Source organism: Vibrio sp. St2, from assembly GCF_947311885.1.
Taxonomy (GTDB): Bacteria; Pseudomonadota; Gammaproteobacteria; order Enterobacterales; family Vibrionaceae; genus Vibrio; species Vibrio coralliilyticus.
Map to the genome: position 1 here is coordinate 32,266 of NZ_CAMZNA010000004.1, position 22,075 is coordinate 54,340.

General features: G+C 45.8%; 22 protein-coding genes. 3 read left to right on the top strand and 19 right to left on the bottom strand.

Features of this window, described 5'->3' with window-relative positions; genetic code table 11:
* Positions 1-13 precede the first annotated feature (13 nt).
* From rnhB to rpsB, 15 genes are all read right to left on the bottom strand, one after another.
* On the bottom strand, positions 14-631 hold the full coding sequence (gene rnhB, locus QMA41_RS13890; RefSeq protein ID WP_281629976.1) for a ribonuclease HII: 618 nt from the start codon (positions 629-631) through the stop codon (positions 14-16).
* A gap of 5 nt (positions 632-636) precedes the next feature.
* The gene (gene lpxB, locus QMA41_RS13895) at positions 637-1,782 is read right to left on the bottom strand and encodes a lipid-A-disaccharide synthase (protein ID WP_281629977.1); all 1,146 of its coding nucleotides are present in this window, start codon (positions 1,780-1,782) and stop codon (positions 637-639) included.
* Between the two features lie 73 nt (positions 1,783-1,855).
* Complete coding sequence (gene lpxA / locus QMA41_RS13900; RefSeq protein WP_021456394.1) at positions 1,856-2,644, bottom strand: acyl-ACP--UDP-N-acetylglucosamine O-acyltransferase; 789 nt, start codon at positions 2,642-2,644, stop codon at positions 1,856-1,858.
* Position 2,645: 1 nt separating this feature from the next.
* Positions 2,646-3,098, bottom strand: a complete 453-nt coding sequence (gene fabZ, locus QMA41_RS13905; RefSeq protein ID WP_006957902.1) for a 3-hydroxyacyl-ACP dehydratase FabZ — start codon at positions 3,096-3,098, stop codon at positions 2,646-2,648.
* A gap of 158 nt (positions 3,099-3,256) precedes the next feature.
* Positions 3,257-4,288: a UDP-3-O-(3-hydroxymyristoyl)glucosamine N-acyltransferase gene (gene lpxD / locus QMA41_RS13910; RefSeq protein WP_281629978.1), complete on the bottom strand. Its 1,032-nt coding sequence runs from the start codon at positions 4,286-4,288 to the stop codon at positions 3,257-3,259.
* A 6-nt stretch (positions 4,289-4,294) separates the two neighbouring features.
* Positions 4,295-4,795: an OmpH family outer membrane protein gene (locus tag QMA41_RS13915; protein WP_029236186.1), complete on the bottom strand. Its 501-nt coding sequence runs from the start codon at positions 4,793-4,795 to the stop codon at positions 4,295-4,297.
* A gap of 26 nt (positions 4,796-4,821) precedes the next feature.
* Positions 4,822-7,227, bottom strand: coding sequence for an outer membrane protein assembly factor BamA (bamA, locus tag QMA41_RS13920; protein WP_281629979.1), 2,406 nt, complete (start codon positions 7,225-7,227; stop codon positions 4,822-4,824).
* 38 nt (positions 7,228-7,265) lie between these two features.
* Positions 7,266-8,624, bottom strand: a complete 1,359-nt coding sequence (gene rseP, locus QMA41_RS13925; protein ID WP_281629980.1) for a sigma E protease regulator RseP — start codon at positions 8,622-8,624, stop codon at positions 7,266-7,268.
* Positions 8,621-9,829 (bottom strand): 1-deoxy-D-xylulose-5-phosphate reductoisomerase, encoded by a 1,209-nt coding sequence (gene ispC / locus QMA41_RS13930; RefSeq protein ID WP_281629981.1) that lies wholly within the window; start codon positions 9,827-9,829, stop codon positions 8,621-8,623. Before ispC ends, rseP begins: the two co-directional genes overlap by 4 nt.
* Before the next feature lie 50 nt (positions 9,830-9,879).
* Positions 9,880-10,722, bottom strand: a complete 843-nt coding sequence (locus tag QMA41_RS13935; protein ID WP_095571846.1) for a phosphatidate cytidylyltransferase — start codon at positions 10,720-10,722, stop codon at positions 9,880-9,882.
* A gap of 11 nt (positions 10,723-10,733) precedes the next feature.
* Positions 10,734-11,489 carry an isoprenyl transferase gene (locus tag QMA41_RS13940; protein ID WP_021456401.1) on the bottom strand — a complete coding sequence of 252 codons (756 nt, stop codon included), beginning with the start codon at positions 11,487-11,489 and terminating at the stop codon, positions 10,734-10,736.
* Positions 11,490-11,585: 96 nt separating this feature from the next.
* Positions 11,586-12,143, bottom strand: coding sequence for a ribosome recycling factor (gene frr / locus QMA41_RS13945; RefSeq protein WP_019276443.1), 558 nt, complete (start codon positions 12,141-12,143; stop codon positions 11,586-11,588).
* Between the two features lie 101 nt (positions 12,144-12,244).
* On the bottom strand, positions 12,245-12,976 hold the full coding sequence (pyrH, locus tag QMA41_RS13950) for a UMP kinase (RefSeq protein WP_006957910.1): 732 nt from the start codon (positions 12,974-12,976) through the stop codon (positions 12,245-12,247).
* A gap of 181 nt (positions 12,977-13,157) precedes the next feature.
* Positions 13,158-14,000, bottom strand: a complete 843-nt coding sequence (gene tsf / locus QMA41_RS13955) for a translation elongation factor Ts (protein WP_006957911.1) — start codon at positions 13,998-14,000, stop codon at positions 13,158-13,160.
* Positions 14,001-14,132: 132 nt separating this feature from the next.
* Complete coding sequence (gene rpsB / locus QMA41_RS13960; protein ID WP_006957912.1) at positions 14,133-14,861, bottom strand: 30S ribosomal protein S2; 729 nt, start codon at positions 14,859-14,861, stop codon at positions 14,133-14,135.
* Between the two features lie 361 nt (positions 14,862-15,222).
* Here rpsB and map point away from each other — a divergent pair, with 361 nt between their 5' ends.
* From map to QMA41_RS13975, 3 genes are all read left to right on the top strand, one after another.
* Positions 15,223-16,101, top strand: coding sequence for a type I methionyl aminopeptidase (gene map / locus QMA41_RS13965; RefSeq protein ID WP_038160730.1), 879 nt, complete (start codon positions 15,223-15,225; stop codon positions 16,099-16,101).
* 102 nt (positions 16,102-16,203) lie between these two features.
* On the top strand, positions 16,204-18,825 hold the full coding sequence (gene glnD / locus QMA41_RS13970; RefSeq protein ID WP_281629982.1) for a bifunctional uridylyltransferase/uridylyl-removing protein GlnD: 2,622 nt from the start codon (positions 16,204-16,206) through the stop codon (positions 18,823-18,825).
* Between the two features lie 147 nt (positions 18,826-18,972).
* The gene (locus QMA41_RS13975) at positions 18,973-19,356 is read left to right on the top strand and encodes a DUF3461 family protein (protein ID WP_006957915.1); all 384 of its coding nucleotides are present in this window, start codon (positions 18,973-18,975) and stop codon (positions 19,354-19,356) included.
* 101 nt (positions 19,357-19,457) lie between these two features.
* Here the strand turns inward: QMA41_RS13975 and pgpA are convergent, their stop codons facing one another.
* The 4 genes from pgpA to ribE all read right to left on the bottom strand — a co-directional run bounded on the left by pgpA (position 19,458) and on the right by ribE (position 21,948).
* Positions 19,458-19,964 carry a phosphatidylglycerophosphatase A gene (gene pgpA, locus QMA41_RS13980; protein ID WP_172849385.1) on the bottom strand — a complete coding sequence of 169 codons (507 nt, stop codon included), beginning with the start codon at positions 19,962-19,964 and terminating at the stop codon, positions 19,458-19,460.
* 14 nt (positions 19,965-19,978) lie between these two features.
* Complete coding sequence (thiL, locus tag QMA41_RS13985) at positions 19,979-20,944, bottom strand: thiamine-phosphate kinase (RefSeq protein ID WP_281630096.1); 966 nt, start codon at positions 20,942-20,944, stop codon at positions 19,979-19,981.
* A gap of 66 nt (positions 20,945-21,010) precedes the next feature.
* Positions 21,011-21,478 (bottom strand): transcription antitermination factor NusB, encoded by a 468-nt coding sequence (gene nusB / locus QMA41_RS13990; protein WP_006957918.1) that lies wholly within the window; start codon positions 21,476-21,478, stop codon positions 21,011-21,013.
* Positions 21,478-21,948 (bottom strand): 6,7-dimethyl-8-ribityllumazine synthase, encoded by a 471-nt coding sequence (gene ribE, locus QMA41_RS13995; protein WP_006957919.1) that lies wholly within the window; start codon positions 21,946-21,948, stop codon positions 21,478-21,480. The genes nusB and ribE overlap by 1 nt, the downstream gene beginning before the upstream one ends.
* Positions 21,949-22,075: the final 127 nt, after the last annotated feature.

Sequence of the window (22,075 nt, forward strand, 5' to 3'; positions counted from 1 at the left end):
TCAGTGAGGGTTTCTAATCTAAACCCAAGGCTTTTTTGACTGGTTTGAAGCTCTTACGGTGCTGATCAATCACGCCATGTTGCTCAATGGCCTCAAAATGGGCTTTGGTTGGATAGCCTTTATGCTTTGCAAAACCAAATTGAGGATGAAGCTTGTCGAGCTCTTCCATCTCTTGATCGCGCACCACCTTAGCAATAATCGAAGCTGCACTGATCTCTGCGACGCGCATATCACCTTTAACCACCGCCTGAGCATCCATATTGAGCTGAGGTACGCGGTTTCCATCGATGAGTGCAAAGTCAGGCGTAACCTCCAGCCCTGCTATCGCTCGTTGCATCGCGACCATGGTTGCTTGGAGAATATTGAGCTGATCAATTTCCTCCGGAGAGCAGCGCCCAACAGACCAAGCGAGTGCTTTCTCTTTAATCTCTGGCAGTAATGCAAGTCTCTTCTTCTCGGTCAATTTTTTCGAATCATTGAGACCTTCGATAGGGTTATTCGGGTCCAAAATCACGGCCGCAGTCACCACATCACCGACCAGCGGACCACGCCCCACTTCATCCACACCGGCAATCAAGCGATACCCTTGTGGGTATTCGAATGGTGGCAGTTCTTTTTTTTCTTTTGTCATGATGGCTATTTACCTATCAGGTTCAATACGGCTTTGGCGGCTTGTTTATCTGCATCTTTTCGAATCCAGTGATGCATTTCTGTAAACTTCTCAATCATGCACTGCCCTTGTTCACCAAGCAGCTTTTCAACTTCGATCTCTAAGTTTTCAGGCGTACAGTCTTCTTGCAACAACTCTTTGACCAGCTCTTGATCAGCAAGAATATTGGGTAAAGAAACGTATTTAGTTTTGAGCATTTGGCGAGCAATAAACGCAGTCACAGCATTCACCCGGTAACCCACCACCATTGGCCGCTTAATCAGCATACACTCCAATGCCACTGTACCTGATGCCAGCATTACCGCATCAGAAGCAGTGATCACATTTCGGGCAGTATCATTGACCAATTTGAAATCTAATTCTGGAGCCAGTTCCTGCCAGACTTGTTCAAATTGCTCACGGCGTTTTTGATTGACCAAGGCGACGACAAAACCTATATCCGGATGTTTAAGATGCAAACGACGACACGTTTCAATAAAAGGGGCAGCCAGCATTTTTAATTCACTACCACGACTCCCGGGTAGAACAGCGAGCCACTTTTTATTTTGCTCAAGACCTAGCAGCTCACGGGCCGGCGCTTTTGGAGATTCTAGAGGAATCGCATCAGCTAAGGTATGGCCAATAAATTCGCATGGCACCTGATATTTATCATAAAACGCTTTTTCAAATGGCAGAAAAGCCAGCACCAAGTTAGTAGCCGCTTCAATCTTAAAAATACGTTTTTGACGCCATGCCCAGACGGAAGGACTGACGTAATGCACGGTTTTGATTCCCGCTTTTTTAAGGTCAAGTTCAAGGCGCAGGTTAAAGTCTGGTGCATCAATTCCGACAAAGACATCTGGTGGATTTTCGGTGAAATAGCGAACCAACTCAGCTTTGACTTTCAGTAAGCGAGGGAGCCTGCCTAGCACTTCCACAAGCCCCATAACTGCAAGCTCTTCCATATCAAACAGAGACTCACAACCCTGGGCGATCATTTTCGGACCACCAATACCTACAAACTCCGCATTTGGATACTGTTGCTTAACGGCTTTGATAAAACCTTCACCTAAGGTATCGCCAGACAGCTCCCCGGCAATGATACCAACGCGAAGTGGCTTTTTGTTATCCATAATCCCTAACCTCAAAAACACAAAAAGACCGCAACCTAGGGCCGCGATCTTTTCAATTTGGACTCAGTAACAGTTAGCGAATAACGCCACGCTCTGAACTTTCTACGAAATCAATAAAGTGCTTAATGGATGGCCACTGTTGTGCCATTTCCAGCAAAACTTCTTTGGCCTCAGCCTGTGTTTTGCCCGCTCGATAGAATTCTTTATAAGCGTTGCGTAATGCGCGCAGTTCACTCTTTTCAAAGCCATTACGCTGCAAGCCCACCAAATTCAACCCAAATGGTGTCGCATGGTTACCTTGAGCAAGCACATATGGCGGAACATCTTTCACTACCGCTGAACAGCCACCGATATAGCTGAATGCGCCCACTTTACAGAAAGGGTGAATCGCAGACAGTGCCATCACACCGGCATGGTCTTCAACTGTCACATGACCACCTAAGATAGCGTTGTTACCAACATGAGTGTGGTTACCAACAATCACATCGTGAGCAATGTGTGCATTAACACACAATAAATTGTCATCACCAATAACTGTGGTCGCCTTGTCTTGTACGGTACCACGGTGGATCTGCACAGCTTCACGAATCACGTTTCGGTCGCCAATCACAACCGTTGTATCTTCACCACCGTATTTCTTATCTTGGTTTTCTTCACCAATCACGGCATGCGGGAAAATACGGTTATCTTTACCAATCGTGGTATGGCCTTTAATAACCACATGCGACATAATTTCTGTGCCTTCACCAATTTCAATTTTGCCTGAAATATAGGTAAAAGGACCAACGGTCACGTTAGCGGCAATTTTCACATCCCCTTCAATCACTGAAGAAGGGTGCACCTGAGCTGTTTCATGAATCATATTAAAACTCTCGACGAGCACACTTAAGCTCTGCAGAACACACAACTTCGCCGTCTACTTTCGCAACACCGTTAAACGCTGCAATACCACGACGCTCTTTAATGAATTCTACTTCAATAACCAGTTGATCGCCTGGTGTTACTGGTTTGCGGAACTTCGCACCATCAACACTTGCAAAGTAGTACAGCTCATTTTCAGAAGGCGCACCAAACGATTTAAATGCTAGTAGACCCGTAGCCTGAGCCATCGCTTCCAAGATCAGAACACCTGGAAAAACCGGCAGTTGAGGGAAATGACCTGTAAACTGAGGCTCATTCACTGAAACGTTTTTGATCGCCTTAAGGTATTTTTCTTCTTGGAAATCGATAACACGATCGATCAGCAAGAATGGGTAGCGATGTGGTAACAGTTCCTGGATTTCAGTGATGTTCATCGTTTTGTTTTCAGTAGTCAAAGTCATATTCCTATCTTGAATGCTAAATTAACTGGCAGGCATTATACCCAAGTCATCCCAATATGCTAAGTACGCACTGCGATGTTGTTGTATTGAGTCCACATAATCAGTCAGAAAAAAAGACCCGCACATCGCGAGTCTTTTTATTCAGAATCAGATTAAGAGTCTTCGCCCTGATCCAGCTGTTTTTCAACCGCCTTAAGACGCTTGTTCATCTCATCAATTCGATGAACCCGAGTTGCAGTCTTACGCCACTCTTTATTTGGCTGCAGTGGGATACCGGAAGAGTACATACCCTTTTCTTTAATGCCGCGCATGACCATTCCCATACCGGTAATAGTGACGCCATCGGCAATTTCGATATGGCCATTGATAACAGTACCACCACCGATAATGCAGTATTTGCCGATTGTAGTACTGCCGGCGACAATCGTACCACCAGCTAAAGCTGAACCATATCCGATGTGTACGTTGTGAGCGATCTGCATTTGGTTGTCAATGATCACATTGTCTTCAATCACAGTATCGTCTAAAGCACCACGGTCTATCGTTGTACAAGAACCAATTTCAACGCGATTGCCAATACGCACCGTACCCAGTTGAGGGATTTTAACCCACTCACCTTTATCATTCGCGTAACCAAATCCGTCTGCGCCAATCACTGTGTTCGCTTGGATAAGACAATCAGAACCAATTACAACATCGTGATAGATACTGATATTCGACCACAATTTGGTATTTGCACCAATTTGAGCCTTTTTACCGATAAAACAGCCAGCGCCAATCACAACGTTGTCAGCCAGTTGAACACCCGACTCAATCACAGCGTTCGCGCCAATGGAAACATTGTTGCCAAGCTGAGCATCATCGGCGATAACCGCAGACGGCGCTATCTCATTGGCCGGTAGTGGCGTGGTATCCAAAGCTTGTGTCACTTTAGCAAAAGCGATGTAAGGATCGTCAACCACCAGAACATTACCAGCGCACAACTCACGCTGCGCATCCTTAACCATTACCACGGTCGCCTGACAGTCAGCAAGGTGCTTAGCGTATTTAGGATTAGATAGGAAAGTAACATGACCTTCCATCGCTCTATCCATAGGCGCTACCATGGTCACCACTGCGTCGGCGTCACCATGTAATTTCCCGCCAGTAATTGAAGCCAGTTCGGCTAGTGTAATTGCTGTCATAGCCAATTATTTCAGTGAGTTAATAACTTGTTCAGAGATATTGTATTCTGGCTTACCATATTGCATTGTCTGAATATCGACAACGATGTCGTAGCCTTCTTTCTCTGCCACTTTCTTAACAGCGTCCTGAATTACTTTGAACAGTTTCTGTTTTTCTTGTGCTTCGCGACGAGCTGAAGCTTTTTCTAGAGCCTGAGCTTTGATTTTGTATTTGCTGTCAAGTTGAGCAACTTCAACACGTAGCTTTTCAACTTCTTCTTGGCCTAGCAACTCGCCATCACGCTGCAACTTTTCAATTTTTGTTTTAGCTTCAGCCTGAATAGATTTCAGTTCATCGGCTTTATCTTTGAACTCTTCCTGCATTTTTTGCAGTACGACTTCACGTTGAGGAAGTGCTTGGAAAACTTGAGCTGTATTGATATAGCCAATTTTCTGCGCGGCTTCTGCTGCATTAGCAAAGAATGAAGACGACATTACAACAAGGCTAAGACCAGCCGCTTTAATCATTTTGTTCACTGTAAATTCCTCTGTATTTAGAAGGTTCTGCCGATAGTGAAAGTGAAGAATTCTTCGTCGTCACCTTCATAAATTTTGATTGGTTTCGCAATAGAGAAGACCAATGGCCCCATTGGAGACATCCATTGCAGTGCTGCACCATAAGATGCACGGTAATTGGTTGGATCAGAGTAATCTTCGTAGTACTGCGTACCTTGATAGGCTGAGTTATAAGCAAACTCTGTATCCCAGACACTCGCCGCATCGACAAATAAACTGGTGCGAATCTGACTACGCGCTTCATCCGAAGCAAATGGCGTCGGTACAATAAGCTCCATGCTCGCCAGCGCAATCGCGTTACCACCCACAGAATCATCGGTAGCATTCACACAGCCGTTGTTACCACAGCTGCCATTATTGGTGGTATACACCGCTTTAGGACCGGCTGAGTTAGAGCGGAAACCGCGTAATGAAGTAAAACCACCCGCGTAGTAGTTTTCATAGAATGGGAACAGGTTATCGTTACCGTCTGTTTGACCATAACCGTTACCGTAACCTAAACGACCACGCATCAAGAGAGTAAACTCGTGCTTCTTAGTGATTGGCACGTACTGACGCACGTCATACTGAACTTTGAAGTACTGCGCGTCCGAGCTTGGAATGGTTGCTTTGGCAAATGCACGCTGATAGTTACCGGCAGTTGGGAAGAAACCACGGTTCAGGTTGTTGCGCGTCCAAGAGATATTCAAATCAAAATCGTTGGTAATGATATCGCCTTCAGGTTGGCCAATACTCTGAGCAAATAATTGCGCCTGATCGTAAGTTGGGACGTTACCAATCTTATTGTGCGTATAGCCGATACCAAACTCTAAACTGTTCAGCTCGTTAACCGGGAAACCCCATGTCAAACTGGTTCCGTAACTTTCATTGGTATAGTCAACGATACCTGCTTCAGAAGCTTCAAAAGTGTTGTAGAAAATCTTACCGCCTAAGCTAACACCATCAAGGTTCCAGTACGGATCGCGATAATCAAGGCTCACATTTTTCTGGTAGTCGTTCATCATTGCGCTGACGCCTACGCGATTACCTGAACCTAAGAAATTATCTTGTTGTAAGCCAACCTGGAAACTCACGCCAGACTCTGTACCGTAGCCGATACCAAAGTTGACGCTGCCTGAGTTCGCTTCTTTAACGTTATAGACCAGATCAACTTGGTCTTCGCTACCTGGTACACGAACAGTTTGGACGTCTACTGTTTCAAAGTACCCTAGACGATTCAGGCGATTCTTACCGGTTTCAATCGATTTTGAGTTAAGCCAGCTGCCTTCCATCTGACGCATTTCACGACGCAAAACTTCATCTTTGGTGGCATTGTTACCGACAAAACGGATATCGCGCACGTAGATACGCTTACCTGCTTCAACGTTAACCACGAGAGAGACCTGTTGAGTCTCATCATCAAATTCTGGAATAGTGCGAACCTGAGGGTACGCGTAACCAGCTTCACCAAGAACACGTTTCACGTTTTCTTCTAAACTTGTTACTTGGGAACCGTTATAGACGTCCCCCCTTTCAAACGGAACCAGAGCTTCAAACTCCGCTTCTTTGCCAATCAGCTCGCCACGGAACTTCACGTCTTTCACCGTGTAAGGTAAGCCTTCATTCACCGCAAGAGTAATGTAGACCCCTTTCTTATCTGGGGAGATCGCTACCTGCGTTGAATCGACTTTAAATTTGAGATAACCACGATCTAGGTAATAAGACTTGAGAGCCTCGATGTCACCCGCTAAAACCTGCTTCTGATATTTATCATCAGACAGGAAATTCCACCAAGCGACATCTACATTCAGGTTGAAGCGACTTAGTAACTCTTCATCGGTAAAGACTTCATTACCAATAAAGTTAATCTGCTGGATTTTTGCCGACACCCCCTCAGAGAAAACAAATTTCAGATCCGAGCGGTTACGAGGCAAAGGAGTGACGACCGCTTTCACCGTCGCATTGTACTTACCAACACTGTAGTAAAAGTCTTCGAGTCCTTTTTCAATGTTCGATAGCGTTGTGCGATCCAGAGCTTCGCCCACACGCACACCAGATGCATCCAGGTTCTGTTGTAATTGCTCTTCTTTGATAGCCTTGTTGCCAGAAAAGGAGATGTTAGCTATCGTAGGACGCTCTTTGACCTGCACCAATAGCTGGTTACCATCTCGCAGCACTTTGATGTCTTCAAAGTTGCCTGACGCGTATAACGCTTTAATGATCTCAGACACATCTTGGTTATCAACAGTATCACCGATGCGTACCGGCATTTTTAACAATGCCGCACCCAGTGCGACACGCTGTAAACCGTCAATCTGTATGTCTTCAACAACAAAGTTCTCGGCACCATTTGCAGTTACGCTCGTTGCCAATAGCGTTGCAAATAGAATTTTTTTCATCGCCATATTTGTTTTAGTTATTCCTTACTACAACCTTTGCCCTGTTACAGACGAGCAAAATCATTAAATATCGCCACTGCCATCAGAGAGAAAATAATTGCCCCACCAATGCGGTACCCCATTTCCTGAATGCGCTCAGGAACTGGTCGTCTGATCACTGCTTCAATAGCAAAAAACAATAAGTGTCCACCATCCAACATAGGTAATGGTACAAGGTTAATGATGCCTAAGTTGACACTAATTAACGCTAAGAAACCTAGGAAATATACCAGCCCGTAGTCGGCGGTCGTCCCTGCTCCTTTCGCAATTGAAATAGGTCCACTTAGGTTATTTAATCCAACGTCACCAACGATCAGCTTTTTAAGCATGCTGATCGTTAGATCGATAATTTGTCCGGTTTTCTCAATCGCTTTTCCGACTGATTCAAATACACCAAATTGGATCTCGAAGCGATAATTTTCCGGCCATTCTGCGACTTCAGGAGCGATTCCGGCAAATCCAATCGTTCGCTTATCCGCAAGTTCACGACTATCAGGAGTTAGGATGAGGTTTTGTACCTCACCAGCACGCTCAATCTGCAAGTCAATGGCTTGATTCGGGTGCCCTTGAATCAGCTCAACTACTTGCTGCCAATTGGTGATCGGTTGACCATTAGCCACGAGCAATGTATCTCCAGCTTGTAAGCCTGCCGCCTCACCAGCACCTCCTTCAGAAATCGTCACCAGTGTGGTTGAGATTTCAGGAGTAAAAGGTTTAAAACCCAATGCTGACATAGCAGACTCGTGTTCTGGGTCAAAGTTCCAATTGGTTAAGTCAAACGTTCTAACTTCTTCAACACCCACACCATCAGCGGGTGCCACTGTCATCGTTAATCGCTCATCACCAATATGGCTAATCAATCCCATATTGACGGATTCCCAGTCCGGAGTTTGGACGCCAGAGACGGCTTTTAGTTCCATTCCGGATTCTAAACCTGCTTCAGCAGCGATGGAATGAGGCTCTACCTGGCCAACCACTGGCTTAACCGCTGGTACACCTATCATGAATACCAGCCAGTAAGCAAATACAGCAAAGAAAAAGTTAAATGCAGGCCCTGCCGCTACTATCAAAGTTCGCTTCCATAAAGGTTGCGTATCAAAAGCGTCCTTTTTCTGCTCTTCAGGTACGTCATCTACGCGTCCGTCGAGCATCTTGACGTAGCCACCTAATGGAATGATTGAAATACTGTATTCAGTGCCATCTTTACCTATTTTGCTCCAGATTGATTTACCGAAACCAATCGAGAACTTTTCGACTTTGACACCACAACGGCGCGCAACCCAGAAATGGCCATATTCATGCACGGCAACTAAAATACCTAACGCAATGATAAATGATGCGAAATTCCACAATATCCCAGTCATAATGCACGCTCTTCAATGATTTCGACGGCCAACGCTCGCGCCATTTTATCCAGCTCTAAGATGCTTTCCAAGCTATCACAAACTGAATGATTATTGTTAGAGCAAACTTGCTCCACTACTCGCTCGTTGACAACAGCAATGTCAGTGAATTTGAGCTGGCGTGAAAGGAAATGCTCGACCGCCACTTCGTTTGCCGCATTTAGTGCAGTAGTCGCATGCTGCCCTTCATAACAAGCCTCAATGGCCAATTTCAGACAAGGGTAACGTTTAAAGTCGGGCTCTAAGAAAGTCAATTCACCCACGGTGGTGAAATCTAGGGGTTTAACGCCCGCAGACACACGTTCTGGATAAGAGAGTGTTAGCGCAATCGGCGTCGCCATATCGGGCTCACCCATTTGTGCCAGTACCGAACCATCTTTGTATTGAACCATAGAATGGATGACGGATTGAGGATGAATCAAAACTTTGAGCTGCTCTCGGCATGTGTTAAACAGCCATTTAGCTTCAATATACTCCAAACCTTTGTTCATCATGGTAGCAGAGTCGACCGAAATTTTTGGTCCCATCGACCAGTTTGGATGGGCAATGGCTTGCTCAGGTGTGACAGCTGGCAACGTACTGATATCGCTGTAACGGAAAGGGCCACCGGAACCAGTCAACAAAATATGTTGGATGCCGTGCTCACCTAAATCACAACCGCCTAGATTGGTCTGAATAGACTCTGGCAAACATTGGAATATCGCATTGTGTTCACTATCTACAGGCATCAGTTCAGCACCGTGGGCTTTCACCGTGTCGATAAATAGCTGCCCTGACATGACTAAAGCTTCTTTGTTAGCCAGTAAGATGCGCTTGCCTGCTTTGACTGCCGCCATTGTCGGTAGCAAGCCTGCCGCACCAACAATCGCTGCCATCACGGTATCAACTTCGTCAAACGAAGAAACATGACACATGGCTTCCTGACCCGCTAACACTTGCGTTGAAACTTTGAGTTCTTGCAACTGCGTTTTCAGTGTCATCGCGGCACTATCGCTGGCCATCACTGCATATTTAGGCTGCCATTTCTGACAAAGTTGGCGCATTTTATCGACATTATTACCCGCAGCCAGAGCCACAATCGAGAAGTGCTGAGGATTCTGTTCAATAACTTTAAACGTGCTGTCACCTATCGAACCGGTTGCACCTAAAATTGTCAGCTTACGCATAGCTAGAAACCAATGAGAGTATAACGGCAGGCTCTAGCCTGCCTTATAAATTAGAATATGAAGTATAGAAGAGCAAAGACCGGAAACGCAGCTGTCAGGCTGTCAATTCGGTCCAGTACACCGCCGTGGCCTGGAATGATGTTGCTGCTATCTTTGATACCAGACACACGCTTGAACATGCTTTCAACTAAATCTCCCAGAACAGATATCACTACGGTTACTAACGTAATCATCACCATTGCCACGGGGCTGCTGAACTCAATTTCAAACCAATTCGCCGTTGCCCAGCCAACAGCAATCGCAGTAACAATGCCACCAATCAAACCTTCAATTGTTTTATTCGGGCTGACATGAGGGGCCATTTTTCGCTTACCAAAGCTCTTTCCGGCAAAGTAGGCACCGCTGTCCGCTGCCCAGACAATAAAGCATACAAACAGAACAAGTTTAGCCCCGTGATAAGTATCTTGATTGATGCCTTCCGCTCTAAGCAATAAAACACTCCAGAAAAAAGGTAGCAAGGTCAAAATACCAAACAGGTGACGAAGCACGTTGGAGTGCTGCCAGAATTTGGCTGAGTTAGGGTAAGTGATGGCTAAACTGCTGGAAGCCAACCACCAGACGCCACCCGCAAGAAGTACCGCTAAATGGCCTTCAGTCACCGCATTTAAGCTAAGTGCATCAAAAGGAAGCAGGGTCAGTGTCGCAACACTGACTAAAAGGCCAGGGATTAACGCGGTAAGACGTGTTTTATAATCAACAAACTGAGTCCATTCCCAATACCCAATCACTGTCACGACTGCAATCGCGAGCATGAACAAGGGAAGCGATAGCTCAAAAATGCCGAGTATCACTAATGGAGCAAGGATAAGCGCGGTTATAATTCTTTGTTTCAAACTTGATTCCTTTAATCGCTTTCCATCAATGCCTTGATTTGTTCACCGGTACAACCGAATCGTCTCTCTCGATTAACAAACCAAGTCACTGCTTCAATCAAGCTGTTTTCATCGAACTCTGGCCAGTAAATTGGCGTAAAATACATCTCAGCGTAAGCCATTTGCCACAGCATAAAGTTACTGATTCGGCATTCACCACTGGTTCGAATCAGCAAATCAACTTCAGGTAAATCTGACATCGTCAGGTGTTGTGTGATTAGCGCTTCATCAATCTCATCAGCACTGAGCTCACCTTTTGATACCTTTTGTGCGATGACTTTAGTTGCTTCAACAATATCCCACTTGCCACCGTAGTTGGCCGCAATATTGATGACCATCCCGCTGTTATCCGCCGTTAATGCTTCAGCCTGGGCAATTTTCTTTTGCAAACGCTCATTGAATCGACTTGTGTCACCAATCACACGCAAACGTAGGTTGTTTTTGTGCAGCTTTTTTACTTCTGTCGACAAAACAGTAATAAATAGCTCCATCAAGACGCCCACTTCTTCTTCTGGACGACGCCAATTTTCACTACTGAAAGCGAATAAAGTAATGGCTTTAATGCCTAGCTTGGCAGAGGTAGAGATCGCCTTTCTGACGGCTGCAACACCATTTTTATGGCCAAATACACGCGGTTTGCCTTGTGCTTTCGCCCAGCGGCCATTGCCGTCCATGATGATTGCAATATGTTTAGGAAGTGATTCTGGTGAGAGTTGAGAGTTTTGCATACAAGGATTTATGATTACCAGCAGGGGACAAAGAGTAGCATAAAAAAACGCTGTGCTGCGAGCACAGCGTTCTCTGTATCCAGAGTCTAGATGGAATTAAACTTCCATCAACTCTTTTTCTTTTGCCGCTAATACTTCATCGACTTGCTTAACAGCTGCATCAGTGATTTTCTGGATCTCGTCCTGACCTTTACGATCTTCATCTTCAGAGATTTCTTTGTCTTTCAATAGCGCTTTTAGTTCACCGTTCGCATCGCGACGGATATTACGGATAGCCACACGACCACCTTCAGCTTCGCCACGAACGATTTTCACGAGATCTTTACGACGCTCTTCCGTTAACGGTGGAAGTGGAACGCGGATGATAGTACCTGCGGACATAGGGTTCAGGCCTAGGTCAGACATCATGATCGCTTTCTCAACTTTTGGCGTTAGCTCTTTATCGAATACTGTGATTGCTAGTGTACGAGCATCTTCTGCTACTACGTTTGCTACCTGGTTTAGAGGAGTCGGCGCACCGTAGTACTCTACCGAGATACCAGAAAGTAGGCTTGGATGAGCACGACCTGTACGTACTTTAGAAAGGTTGTTCTTTAGCGCTTCTACGCTTTTTTCCATGCGCTCTTGAGCGTCTTGTTTGATTTCGTTAATCACAATATCACCTTAATGTGTAATTCTTTTCAGAAGAAAGCCTAATCAGGATTCTTCAAAAGGCAATGCCGCAGCATGAATTAGTCACGCTGCGGTTGAATGAATTATTCAGCAGTGCTAATCAGAGTGCCTTCTGCTTCACCCATTACCACGCGACGTAGTGCACCTGGTTTGTTCATATTGAATACGCGGATTGGCATTTTATGGTCACGAGCCAGTGTAAATGCTGCTAAATCCATCACTTTTAGTTCTTTATCAAGAACTTCTGCGTAGCTCAGGTTATCATACAGCTCTGCGTCAGGGTTGGCTACTGGGTCAGCCGTAAATACACCATCAACTTTTGTCGCTTTTAGAACTACGTCAGCTTCAATCTCAATTCCGCGTAGACATGCAGCAGAATCTGTTGTGAAAAATGGGTTACCTGTACCTGCTGAGAAGATAACAACACGGCCTTGGCGCAACTCGCGGATTGCGTCTGCCCAGTTGTAATCGTCACACACACCTTTTAGTGGGATTGCAGACATAACACGAGCATTGACGTATGCACGGTGCAAAGCATCACGCATCGCCAAACCGTTCATTACTGTTGCTAACATACCCATGTGGTCACCAACAACACGGTTCATACCCGCTTCAGCAAGACCTGCACCACGGAACAAGTTACCACCACCGATAACCACACCGACCTGAACACCCAGTTCAACCAGTTCTTTTACTTCTTGAGCCATACGATCCAAGATCGCAGGATCAATACCAAAACCTTCTTCGCCTTGAAGTGCTTCACCACTCAGTTTTAACAGAATACGTTGATACGCTGGTTTAGGGTTCGTAGTCATGGAGTTTACCTTCCAAAAGAGAGTTGTTGTTGATTAACAGTCATGGATGGACAAGAGATGCATTTTCTATTCTGAAAAACGCTGAATTCTTGCCCATTCATCACGGCTAATCGTTTAGACGCCAGTCGTAAAAAGACCGCAGCCTTGGCTACGGTCTAAACTTTATGCGTTTCTCTAAGGATTAACCTTTTTGAGCAGCTGCTACTTCGTCAGCGAAGCTCATTTCTTCGCCTTTATCGATACCTTCACCTACTTCTAGGCGAACGAATGTAGCTACTGAAGCACCGCGCTCTTTCAGGATTTCGCCTACAGACTTCTTAGGTTCCATAACGAAAGCTTGACCAGTCAGAGAGATTTCGCCTGTGAATTTCTTCATGCGGCCAACAACCATTTTCTCTGCGATTTCAGCTGGTTTACCTTCGTTCATAGCGATTTCTACTTGAACAGCTTTCTCTTTTTCTACTACGTCAGCAGGTACGTCTTCTGGGTTTACGTACTCTGGACGAGAAGCAGCTACGTGCATTGCAACGTGCTTAAGAGTTTCAGCGTCGCCTTCACCAGCAACAACTACACCGATTTTCTCACCGTGACGGTAAGAAGCGATTGCAGCACCCTCAACGTACTGAACGCGACGGATGTTGATGTTTTCGCCGATCTTAGCAACAAGAGCAACACGCTCTTCTTCGAATTTAGCTACTAGCTCTTCAACAGAAGCTTTAGATGCTAGAGCGTCTGCTGCAACTTTCTCTGCGAATGCAGTGAAGTTAGCATCTTTAGCAACGAAGTCAGTTTGGCAGTTAACTTCAAGAAGAACTGATACACCGTTGTCTTCTTTGATGATGATTGCACCTTCAGCCGCAACGTTACCTGCCTTCTTAGCAGCTTTCGCAGCACCTGATTTACGCATGTTTTCGATTGCTAGTTCAACGTCGCCGTTAGTTTCAACTAGCGCTTTCTTACATTCCATCATGCCTGCGCCAGTACGGTCGCGCAGTTCTTTAACTAGAGCAGCAGTAACAGCCATTCTCTATTCCTCAGTTTAAATCTGGATTTGGTAAAAAACAGGGGCCTACATTTTCGGCCCCTGCTGATAACTATAACTTAGTTTATGCGACAACTAGATTTCACATAGACCAAGTGTGACGCGGAGCCGCTATTATTCAGCTTCTACGAAACCGTCTTTTTCAGCAGCTGCAGCAACATCTTTGTTACGACCTTCAGTTACTGCAGAAGCAGCAGCGTTTAGGTATAGCTGTACCGCACGGATTGCGTCATCGTTACCAGGGATAACGAAGTCAACGCCATCTGGGTTAGAGTTAGTATCAACTACAGCGTAAACTGGGATACCTAGGTTGTTTGCTTCTTTAACTGCGATGTGTTCGTGATCAGCGTCGATTACGAATAGAGCGTCTGGTAGGCCGCCCATATCTTTGATACCACCAAGAGATTTCTCTAGCTTCTCCATTTCGCGAGTACGCATTAGAGCTTCTTTCTTAGTTAGCTTGTCAAAAGTACCATCTTGAGACTGTGCTTCTAGGTCTTTTAGACGCTTGATAGACTGACGAACAGTTTTGTAGTTTGTTAGCATACCGCCTAACCAGCGGTTGTTAACGTAGAACTGGTTGCTTGCAACAGCAGCTTCTTTAACAGCTTCAGATGCAGCGCGCTTAGTACCTACAAATAGAACTTTACCTTTCTTTTCGCCAACTTTAGCTAGCTCAGCTAGAGCGTCGTTGAACATTGGTACAGTTTTTTCTAGGTTGATGATATGAACTTTGTTACGAGCACCAAAGATGAATGGCTTCATTTTTGGGTTCCAGTAACGAGTCTGGTGACCGAAGTGAACACCAGCTTTAAGCATATCGCGCATTGATACAGTTGCCATTTTAAAATCCTCTATGGGGTTAGGCCTCCACATCCCCCATAACTCCGACTAGGCTTCTGCCCAGCACCCCGGAATATGTGACGGAATGTGTGTGATTTAAAGATATAAGTTAATTGGAAGTCGTCAGCTTCGCCACGAGGTTTCACCAAACAGAGAGAACAGACCACATTTCCGGCGCGCTTTATACCATATTTTTGCCCTTCATGGCTAGTAAAAAACGATTATTCATTGCACAGACTGGCTCTCTCAGTGCCTACTTGCGTATAGAGCTACATGAAGAATCATTCTCATTATGTACGGTTCCTGCTAGAATGCGCCCATTCGCACCATAGAGTGCCACTGAATGAAATAGAGAAAGCCGATGTCAATCAAGATCAAAACCGCTGAAGAAATCGAGCGCATGCGAATCGCAGGCGCACTGGCCGCTGAAATCCTAGAAATGATCGAACCTCACATCAAAGAAGGGGTAACGACAGATGAATTGAATCAGATTTGTCACGACTACGGGATCGAAAAAGGCGCTTACTCTGCACCTCTTGATTACCATGGATTCCCTAAATCCATTTGTACTTCAATCAACCACATTGTGTGTCACGGTATTCCAGCGTCAGAAGACGAAGTGGGTAGCAACGGTCAGCCGAAACCTGCCGTTTTGAGAAACGGAGACATCATCAACGTTGATATTACTGTCATTGTTCCTAACGATGAAAATGCCGACCTCAGCGTGCGCCCGCAGGGTTATCATGGCGACACATCTAAGATGTTCTTCGTCGGTGATGTGTCTCCGGCTGATAAGCGCCTGTGTATGGTCACGCAAGAAGCACTGTATGTGGGGATGCGCAAGGTAAAACCGGGAGCAACTGTCGGTGACATCGGCACTGCGATTGAAAAGTACATTAAAGAAAACAACAAAAAGAACCCACGTAATAAGTTCTCTATTGTAAAAGACTTCTGTGGCCATGGTATCGGTAATGAGTTCCACGAAGAGCCACAGATTGTTCATTACAAGAACAACGATCGCCGTGTTCTCAAAGAAGGCATGTGCTTTACTATCGAACCGATGATTAACGCGGGCAAGTTCGGCGTCACAGTTGACGCTGAAGATGACTGGACTGTCTATACCGGTGACGGCAAGAAGTCAGCGCAATACGAGCACACGTTGCTGGTAACCAAGACGGGCTGTGAAGTAATGACTTTACGCAGCGACGACACTATCCCTCGTATAATGAACAACGTCTAATCTGATTTATTGATTTAATATCCCCGTTTCACGGGGATATTTTTTTATCAGCGCCATTTTGATAGATTGGTATCTAATGGATATTTAGCACGGACTCGCGGTATGCCCTTTCAGTCTCCTCTGACATTCGAAGATGATCAGATCTCAGTCAATGAACTCAAATCTCAACTGGAGCAATTTGCTCTCTATCAGAAGCAGGAATTTCTCGAACATCACCCTGTGACAGACCTCGTTTTAGGTCGTTCTGATTATATTGACTTACTTCTCAACCGCCTGTGGCAACACTTTGGCTTTTCCGACCTGCCTAATATCAGCTTAGTTGCGGTCGGTGGTTATGGACGGGGTGAACTTCACCCACTGTCAGATATCGATATTTTGATCGTTTCTCGCCATAGCTTGCCTGATAACCTAGCGAATAAAGTCAGCGAGTTCATTACCTTACTCTGGGATCTTAGACTCGAAATAGGCCATGCAGTACGGACGGTTGAAGAGTGTGCAGCTATAGGTCGCGACGATCTCACTGTTGCCACCAACTTGCAGGAAGCCAGATTGCTGTGCGGCTGTGAAGAGACTTTCCAGAAGTTAAAACTGGAAATTCATTCCGAATCGTTTTGGCCAAGTGAAACCTTTTACAAAGCGAAAATTCAGGAACAGCGAAGCCGTCACGCCAGATACCATGACACCACATACAATCTTGAGCCTGATATCAAATCGACACCAGGGGGTCTGCGAGATATCCATACCTTGAGCTGGGTCGCCAGACGCCATTTTGGTGCGACGTCTTTGCTCGAAATGAGCAAATATGGCTTTCTAACCGACGCTGAATATCGTGAGCTGGTTGAGTGTCAGGATTATCTCTGGCGAGTGCGCTTTGCACTGCACTTACATCTGAAAAGGTACGACAATCGCCTTACCTTTGCTCATCAGGCTCAAGTCGCAGATTGTCTAGGCTTCGAAGGCGAAGGGAATCGCGGCGTTGAAATGATGATGAAGGAGTTCTACCGTACGCTCAGACGTGTCGCTGAACTCAACAAAATGCTGCTTAAACTGTTTGACCAAGCCATTTTAAACAATGGGGTTGAGTGTCAACCTGAGATCCTCAGTGAAGATTTTCAGCGTCGGGGTCACCTAATAGAAGCTCGCAAGCCAGCTTTATTTCAGGCCCGTCCAGAAACCATTCTCGATATGTTCCTTCATATCGCTAACGACTCAAGCATTGAAGGGGTTGCACCACCGACGCTACGTCAACTTCGAACCGCTCGTCGCCGACTGAACAAGTTCCTTCATACCATTCCAGAGGCACGAGAAAAGTTTATTGAGCTTTGTCGCCACCCGAACGCTCTGCACAAGGCTTTCAGTTTGATGCACAAGCTTGGTGTCCTCGCCGCTTACTTACCACAATGGAGCCAGATTGTGGGTCAGATGCAGTTTGATCTGTTCCATGTGTACACCGTCGACGAGCACAGCGTTAGGTTACTCAAACACATCAACACCTTCGGTAACTCACAGAATTACGACAAGCACCCTATCTGCTGCGAAGTGTACCCACGTATTCAAAAGAAAGAGTTGTTGATCATTGCGGCTATTTTCCATGACATCGGTAAAGGGCGTGGCGGTGACCACTCAGTGATTGGTGAAGGGGAAGCTTACAGCTTTTGTATCGAGCACGGTCTCTCAAAACCTGAAGCCAAATTGGTCGCCTGGCTAGTAAGACATCACCTACTTATGTCAGTCACTGCACAACGCCGTGATATTTATGATCCAGAGGTGATTACTGAATTTGCCAAAAAGGTACGTGACGAAGAATACCTTGAGTATCTAGTGTGTTTGACCGTGGCCGATATCTGCGCGACTAACCCCGAACTATGGAACAGCTGGAAACGGACCCTTTTGGCAGAGCTCTTCTACTCCACGCAAAGAGCATTACGCCGCGGGCTGGAGAACCCTGTCGATGTGAGAGAGCGAATCCGCCACAACCAGCAGCTTGCCTCTGCCCTATTACGCAAAGAAGGATTTAGTGCACGAGAAATTGAAGTGCTATGGCAGCGTTTCAAAGCGGATTATTTTCTCCGCCACACCCACAAGCAGATCGCTTGGCACTGTATGCACTTGCTCCGCCATGAAGATCATGCAAAACCACTAATCTTAATCTCGAAGAAAGCGACCCGAGGGGGCACGGAAGTGTTTGTCTATAGCCGTGACCAACACGCCTTATTCGCAACAGTGGTGGCCGAGCTGGATAGGCGTAATTTTAACGTTCACGATGCTCAAGTTATGACTAGTAAAGATGGTTATGTACTCGATACTTTTATGGTCTTGGACCAACACGGTCAGGCGGTTGATGAAAGCCGTCACAAGGCCGTGATTAAACATCTAGCCCACGTGTTGAAAGATGGCAGGCCAACAAAAATCAAAACCCGTCGTGTACCACGCAATCTTCAGCACTTTAAAGTCAAAACACGGGTCGATTTCCTACCAACAAAGAGCAAAAAGCGTACTTTAATGGAGTTTGTTGCCTTAGACACACCAGGGTTACTGGCAACCGTCGGGGCGACTTTTGCGGATTTAGACCTTCACCTTCATGCAGCAAAAATCACCACCATTGGTGAACGAGCAGAAGATTTGTTCATCATCACCGGTGAGCAAGGTGGCAAGTTAACTGAAGAGCAAGAAGCACAACTTAGAGAAAGTCTCACCGCTAATGTGGCCGAGCTGGCACCGTAAGCGATCTTGTCCACAAGTTGTAAAGGTGTACTAAAAATCAGCTATCTACAACGTGATTAGGCTGCTACATTATTGATGTTAACAATATTTGTACACCCTGCTCATAAGTGCGCAGGGTGATTTTGAATCAACACAAAGAGGTAGCCTATGTTCCCACACCTCACTGGTTTAGGTATTCACGATCCTAAACAGATTGAGCGCTATTCACTACGCCAAGAAGCGCACAAGGATGTGTTAAAGATCTATTTCCACAAGCAGAAAGGCGAGTTATTCGCTAAAAGCGTAAAGTTCAAATATCCTCGTCAGGTTAAAAACGTTCTTGTGGACAGCGGAAGCCATAAGTACAAAGAAGTAACTGAGATCAACCGCAATCTGACTCTAGTCATCGATGAGTTGAACAAACTCACTAAGCCAGAGAAGCTCGTTGAAGTGGATGTGAAGCAGAAGATTCTTTCCGATCTTCGCCACCTAGAGAAAGTCGTTTCAAGTAAGATCACAGAGATCGAAGCTGATCTAGAAAAACTTAAATAAATCGCTTCAAGAATAGAAACAATTTGAAGGGCCGATGTAAGAGCATGAGCCCTTTTCTTTTACGTGTGAGAGACCAGAAACCTGCTCACCACCTCATCAAACTAGACGAGCCAGCCTGCGTATTTGCCCACCAAGTAAAGCGCAACACCAGCCATGATACCCGCGACGATATCATCCAGCATAATACCCAATCCACCGTGGACACGCTTATCTAACCAGCCAATCGGCCATGGCTTAACCATATCAAAGAAACGAAACAGCACGAACCCGGTCAGTACCCATTTCCAGTCCGTCGCTGAAAGTTGAAACAATGGCACCACCAGCATGGTTATCCAAAAGCCGGCGAATTCATCCCATACGATGGAACCATGGTCGTGCACCCCCATGTCGTCCGAGGTCACCTGACATATTTTGATACCTATCAGGCAAGAGGCAATTACAGCCAAGATGTATACAGGTAAAGGCAATTGAACCAAAAAGAAGTAGAAAGGGACTGCAGCCAGCGTCCCCATCGTACCCGGCACGACAGGAGAAAGACCACTACCAAAGCCTGTCGCGAGCAGGTGCCAAGGGTTTTTCAATGAGATAAGTGAAAGTGGATTTGTCATTATACTACTTAGAATTATTTAAAGTGATCATAGCCTTGCAGCATCCAATCTAACGCTTGCCCTTGCTGGTGCAACTCAAACGTTCCTTGTGGTCGTATTTGACCAATGCAGGTAATCTTAGCGCCACAATGCGCAAGAGCACTCTCGATGGAGCCTTTATTATGCTCAGGTACCGTAAAGCACAGTTCGTACTCTTCCCCGCTGGACAAGGCATATTGCTGAGCTTCAGCTAAAGTACCCGAAAATTGGATAAGAGCATTAGAGACAGGTAACAGCGAGACGTCAAGGCTTGCCCCAACAGAAGAACGTTTCAGAATGTGTTGCAGATCTGAAATCAAACCATCTGAAATATCGATAGCTGAGCTGGCGAGATTAAGGAGTGCTTGACCAACCAAAACGCGAGGCGTCGAGAGATAATGGCGTTGTTCTAATTCCTGAGCAAAAGGCTGAGACTTCAGTTCCGGGTTGAGGATGACATCCAGGCCGGCTTTGCTGTCCCCTAAATCACCCGTTACATAAACCCAATCGCCCACTTGAGCCCCATCACGACGTAGTGCTTTATCTGGGTCAACCAACCCTTGCACCGTAAGCGTTAGACTTAACGGGCCTTTAGTGGTGTCACCACCAATCAACTGCACCCCATAATAATCCGCAAGCTCAAAAAATGCGTCGCAGAAAGGCGCTAACCAAGCCTCATCGGGTTCAGGCATCGTCAGGGCAAATGACACCCATGCTGGTGTCGCACCCATGGCTGCGAGATCACTGATGTTGGATGCTAATGCTTTATGTGCAACCCAAGCAGGGTTGGCATTTTCAAGAAAATGAGTCCCTGACACCAGCGTATCTGTGCTGATCGCGACAGATAACCCCTCAGGTACTCTAACTAAGGCGCAATCATCACCGGCCGCCAGCAGGACATCTTTACGTGACGCCTGTCGGTCAACGAAATACTTTTCAATTAAATTAAATTCACCAGACATAGTACTCAATGTAACGTTAGGCATAAAAAAGGCCAGCATTTGCTGACCTTTTTCTATCAATTCGGCTTATTTTTTGCGAACGTGTGGTGCGGCTTTATCTAGCACACCGTTGACAAACTTGTGGCTCTCTTCAGCAGCGAACACTTTAGCCAGTTCGATTGCTTCATTGATTACCACTTTGTAAGGCACATCTTCACGACGCGTCATTTCATACATAGCAAGACGAAGCAAAGCCAGCTCCATCATGTCCAAATCTTGCATTGGGCGAGCAGTGTAAGGACGAATCTTGCTGTCTAGCTCTGTGTGACTTAGCACAACACCTGTTAGCAGGTCACGGAAGTATGCAACGTCAGTATCTGGTGCAACAAGCGCTGGCTCAGCAGCATGATGCTCTTCTTCATCATACTTACCACCAGATAAGAACTGCTCTTCAATAGTGGCAACATTCTCTTTAGTAATTTGCCATGAGTAGATCGCTTGTAGAGCGAATCGACGTGCATTACGACGTGCGGCTGGTTTCACACTGGCCCCCATTAGGAATCGATTTCAGATAGAACGTTAATCATTTCAAGTGCGCTTAGTGCAGCCTCTGCACCTTTATTACCAGCCTTGGTTCCTGCGCGCTCGATTGCTTGGTCAATTGTATCAACGGTCAATACACCAAACGCCACTGGAAGACTGTACTCCAGAGACACCTGTGCAAGGCCTTTGTTACATTCACTACAAACATAGTCAAAGTGAGGTGTCCCGCCACGAATAACAGTACCTAGTGATACGATCGCATCAAACTTGCCTGTTTTTGCTACGCGCTGAGCTACCAATGGAAGCTCAACCGCACCCGGACAGCGAACAACGGTGATGTTATCTTCGCTGATTTGTCCATGACGCTTTAAAGTATCGATTGCACCAGACAATAGACTTTCGTTAATAAAACTGTTGAAACGAGAAATAACGATAGCAATTTTTGCGTTTGGCGCTGGGAAGCCACCCTCGATCACTTTCATAAGCCTTCCTTTAACTATGTTCATCAAGTGAGAATCGCCGGATTCTAGCACAAATCTGTGAGCAATATCTAATGGAAATTTAGCATTACTCAATTAGCAGAACGGCGTTAAAAACAAAGAAGGCAAT